The following is a 3,784-nucleotide window of genomic DNA, read 5'->3' as shown; positions in this document are numbered from 1 at the left end:
GCGCGCACGGCCGCGAGGTAATGCGAGGAGATCCACGCGATCTGCCCGTACCAAGCGGCGTCGAGGGTGTTGTATTGGGCGCCGTCCAACAGTCCGTCGTGGTCGGTGTCGCGGCTCATGAGCAGCTCAACCGACTTGCGTACTCGCGGCCAGATGCGGCGCAGGAAACCGTCGTCTTTGGACATCTGGTGTTCGCGATAAACTCGCAGGATCGTGCCTGCCTGCCCGTCGACCGCCAGTTCGCGATGAGCCTCCGCCCGGTAGTGAATGATCCCCGTCGCATCGTCGAACGCCAGGCCGAAGTCGATCATCTCCCGCGTGCTGCGTTCGAGGGCAGGGAAGAGCCGGCCCACTGCCTGGGCATACTGCCAAACGTGCGTGCAGGTGCCGCCGCAGCAGTAGTTGCCTTCCCAGCCGTAGAAACGGCCATTGTCGAAGCGATAGCAGGTCGCCGTGGCCAGCGTGGAGATGTTCGCCAACGTTCGATCCAGCAGCCAGTAGGGGAGCGTCGAATCGTACCAGGTGTCGCGCCAGAGGCGCGTCTGCGACAAGAGCCGATCGAACTCGCGGGCCACGTAACGCACGACGTCCGCCGCGTCGCGGAAACGCGTGCCATAGAATCTCCTCAGGTTTCGCACGTTCTCCAGGAACGGCAGTGAGTCCCACCACAGGCCGTCGAAGTGCCAGGCGAGAACAAAAGTGAATTCCACCTCCTCGCCTGCCGCCAGACGCCTCTTGCCGCCGATCGCGCCGATCAGCCTCTGGCCGAAGTCGCGGCTCGCTTCGGCCCGGCCATCCTGCGCCTTGAACAGAGGAATCGGAAACGGGCCGGCAGGCAAATCGGCGTCGGCGAAGACGCCCTCCGAGTTACCCAGGAGAGCGAGGGCCATCGTGCCGTCGTCAGGTTGCTGCTCCGGCATCTGGAGTTCGTCCTTCTGCCCGTCAGTAAACACAATCTCGTCAACGCCGATGTTGCCCCAGGCATCCTTGACGCCGTCCATGACCTGCAGGCGGGCCTGCTTACCGGCGAACTCACGGACGTCAAAATGCTCGATCCGCATGCGGTTATTGTTGTGGCCGGCCGCGCTGCGGACGACCGCTCCGTCAACCAGCAGGTTCACGCATGTCTGACCTGGATGAGCGCCCCCGCCGATGCGAAAGCGGATGTAGTGGCGCTCGACAGTGAATTCCTTGCTGGTCATGCTGCCGATGTGGGAATCCGTGGCCGAGATGCCGCCCCCGCGGCGGGAACTGTGGGAGTTTACCACCCGCTGGCCGTGGGCGTTGACGTCGCCTTGATAGGAGGCGATCTGCGAAGTCGCGATCGGCCCGTCACCGAACGCCGTGCCGGTCACGCTCCATTTGTCGTATGTCTCGGACTCGAAATCGTCGAACACGATGTCCGGCCTGGCCTCCGCGACCGGCTTTGATGCCGCCGGATTGGCCCGAGCCCGACATTCGAGCACGGTCATAGCTGGCTGCCGCAGAATCCGGTTCTCACGCTGCCCCCGCCCAGGCTGTCCCGACGCCAGGCATACGCCGTTCTGGAGCCAGCCACCGAGCTCAACCTCGACCGGCGAGTCACCGATATTGCGAACCGTGTATCGCAACACCGTGGCCGGTAAACCGGAGTCGTCTTCATTCAGTGGGACGAAGGGCGAGAATGCTTCGAGGTTGACCACCACCGGCACGTCGACGTCTCGATATTCGACGAGACCGATGGGATATTCCCCTCGAAAGCGAACGTCCCGGAAGCCGCGTTGATCCAATGGCCGGATCTGGGCGCGATCTGTCGTGACGACTCGAATCGCGAAACCCTGTTCGATCGGCGATTTCACCTCCGCCGGCTTGGCATAGTGCGGACCGCTGCCGTTTCGCCATTCCTGGGGCGCGGGCTGGTTGAAGATGTCCCAGTGCCACAGCCGCCCGTCGCCTCCCAGGTAAAGCTGCCCGGTGCAGATGCCGCCGATGGGCATACCGATGTGTTCCAGTTCGCCGGCGGCAGATCGGTATATGGTGGGGGCGCCGCGCTCAAACAGCGAACGAACCCACAACGGATCGAGCTTCTTGTCCGCCGGAACAGGAAAGTCGGTCACATCGGCGGGATTAAACGGCCCGGCGATGGCCCTGATTGCGCCTGTGCCCGCAATGGCCAGGCCTGTTGAGGCAAGGAAGGCCCTGCGGCTCATGTCATGGCTGCTGGAGCATCGACTCTCGCAACAACCCTGAGGAATAGGATTGGGGTATGGCTCCTGGAAAGTACCAGTAGAACCCGCCCCGGCAGGGGCGCCGGTGTGTAGCCAGGGGCGTGAGCCCCTGGAAAAAGTGCCGCATGGGTCAGTCAGCCCCAGCGGGGCGACAGGTTCACGTTGGTGGATCGGACCTTCTGTCGCCCCTTCGGGGCAAGATGGCTGCGGGTGTGTCGGAATCGCGGGAGAGTTGGATAAGGGGTGCCGAGTTACATCCATCTGCTTTGCATTATCGTTGTCGTTGGCGCCGTTGTTATCGCTCATCTCTCGAGTAATCTCCATTTTCCGACTGTCGGCGTTGCCGGATCCTGCCTTACCTGTGCCGCTCGTATCGGACAATCCTCGACCCCGGCCGGCCGCGAATCTCCACCGGCAGGCCTTCTTTCATGAGCGCTTGGCTACTGATGCTCACCGGTTTGTCGGTGTCCAGGTCGGTGACGATGTACGTCGCATCTGCCTGCAGGCTGCAGAGCGGGAACCGTGCCGACTCACAGATACTCTCTCCGCGGCGAAACGCCTGCACCACGCCCTCGCCCTTCTCCGGAAGGTCAAACTGCCATGCCATCCAGACGTCGTTGGCAACGTTGTATGGCGTGAGCGGGTAGTAGTCTCCTTCGAGCATGCACGGCGCCACCTGTTTCCAATCACTCATGACCCGACGAGCCCGCTCATAGTCATCTTTCTTGTCGCGCATGTCGTAACAGCCGGTGATGTGCGGGCAGAAGCAACTGCGAGAATCATACATTCCCTCGCGGCTCATCCCCGTCCCATAAAACGGCAGCCAGAACGAAAGCCCGTACGTGTGATTCTGTTGACCCACCGGCTCGAGGATATAGTCGCTGCGTAGCAGGGGAACGGCTCGCCGCATCGTCTCCAGGTCGTTCCGACGGCCGCCCGAGGCGCATGAGTCGATCAGCATATCGGGGTGTCGGCGCCGCAACTCGTCCCAGTACGCCAGGTAGCCCGTGACATAGCGGATCTCGGTGATGCCTTGGCGATCGGGCGCATCGTTGGCTCGCCATCGCCCGAGCGGGTCGGTATTGAAATCCTGCCGGTACAGGTCGATGCCCTGGTCGGTCAAGAGCTTGTCCACATGGTTGGTCAGCCACTCGCGTGCGGTGTCGTTGCCGAGATTCAGCAGTTTGTCTGCCGGTTTCGACCGATCGGCCACGTCCTGGTTCGGGTCGGCCGGTGGACCGAGCAGCCAATCCTGATGATTCCTCCACAGCCACGTGCCCGGCGTTACCCGCTCGGGCTCAAACCAGACGATCGTCTTGATGCCCTTGCTTCGCGCGTGATCGCTTATTGCCCGCAGCCCGTTGGGGAAGCGCTTGTGGTCCACCTCCCAGGTGCCTGTGTTGGGCCAACCGGCTGCATGGTAGCGAGGGTCGTTGGGATACCATCCTGCGTCCATCCACCAGTAGTCCAGCGGCAGACGCTCTTCGACATAGCGGTCGACGAAGAACTTCTGATTCTCCTCGTTTGCGTTGATCATCTCGCCGAACTGGTGTGAGCTGCACGCCGCCGTTTGCGCC

At 62.5% G+C, this 3,784-nt stretch carries 2 protein-coding genes; both read right to left on the bottom strand.

What is annotated here, in order from left to right; translation table 11 throughout:
* Window positions 1-2,189: GH116 family glycosyl-hydrolase (locus tag PLL20_21995; protein HPD32672.1), on the bottom strand; the 2,189-nt coding region annotated here is incomplete at its 3' end.
* A gap of 373 nt (window positions 2,190-2,562) precedes the next feature.
* Window positions 2,563-3,784, bottom strand: a 1,222-nt coding sequence (locus PLL20_21990; GenBank protein ID HPD32671.1) for an alpha-galactosidase, incomplete at its 5' end; no start/stop codon positions are given.

It is taken from the genome of Phycisphaerae bacterium, assembly GCA_035384605.1.
Lineage (GTDB): Bacteria > Planctomycetota > Phycisphaerae > UBA1845 > PWPN01 > JAUCQB01.
The sequence above is the reverse complement of the archived record's forward strand: the minus strand, read 5'-3'. Positions and strand labels throughout refer to the sequence as shown.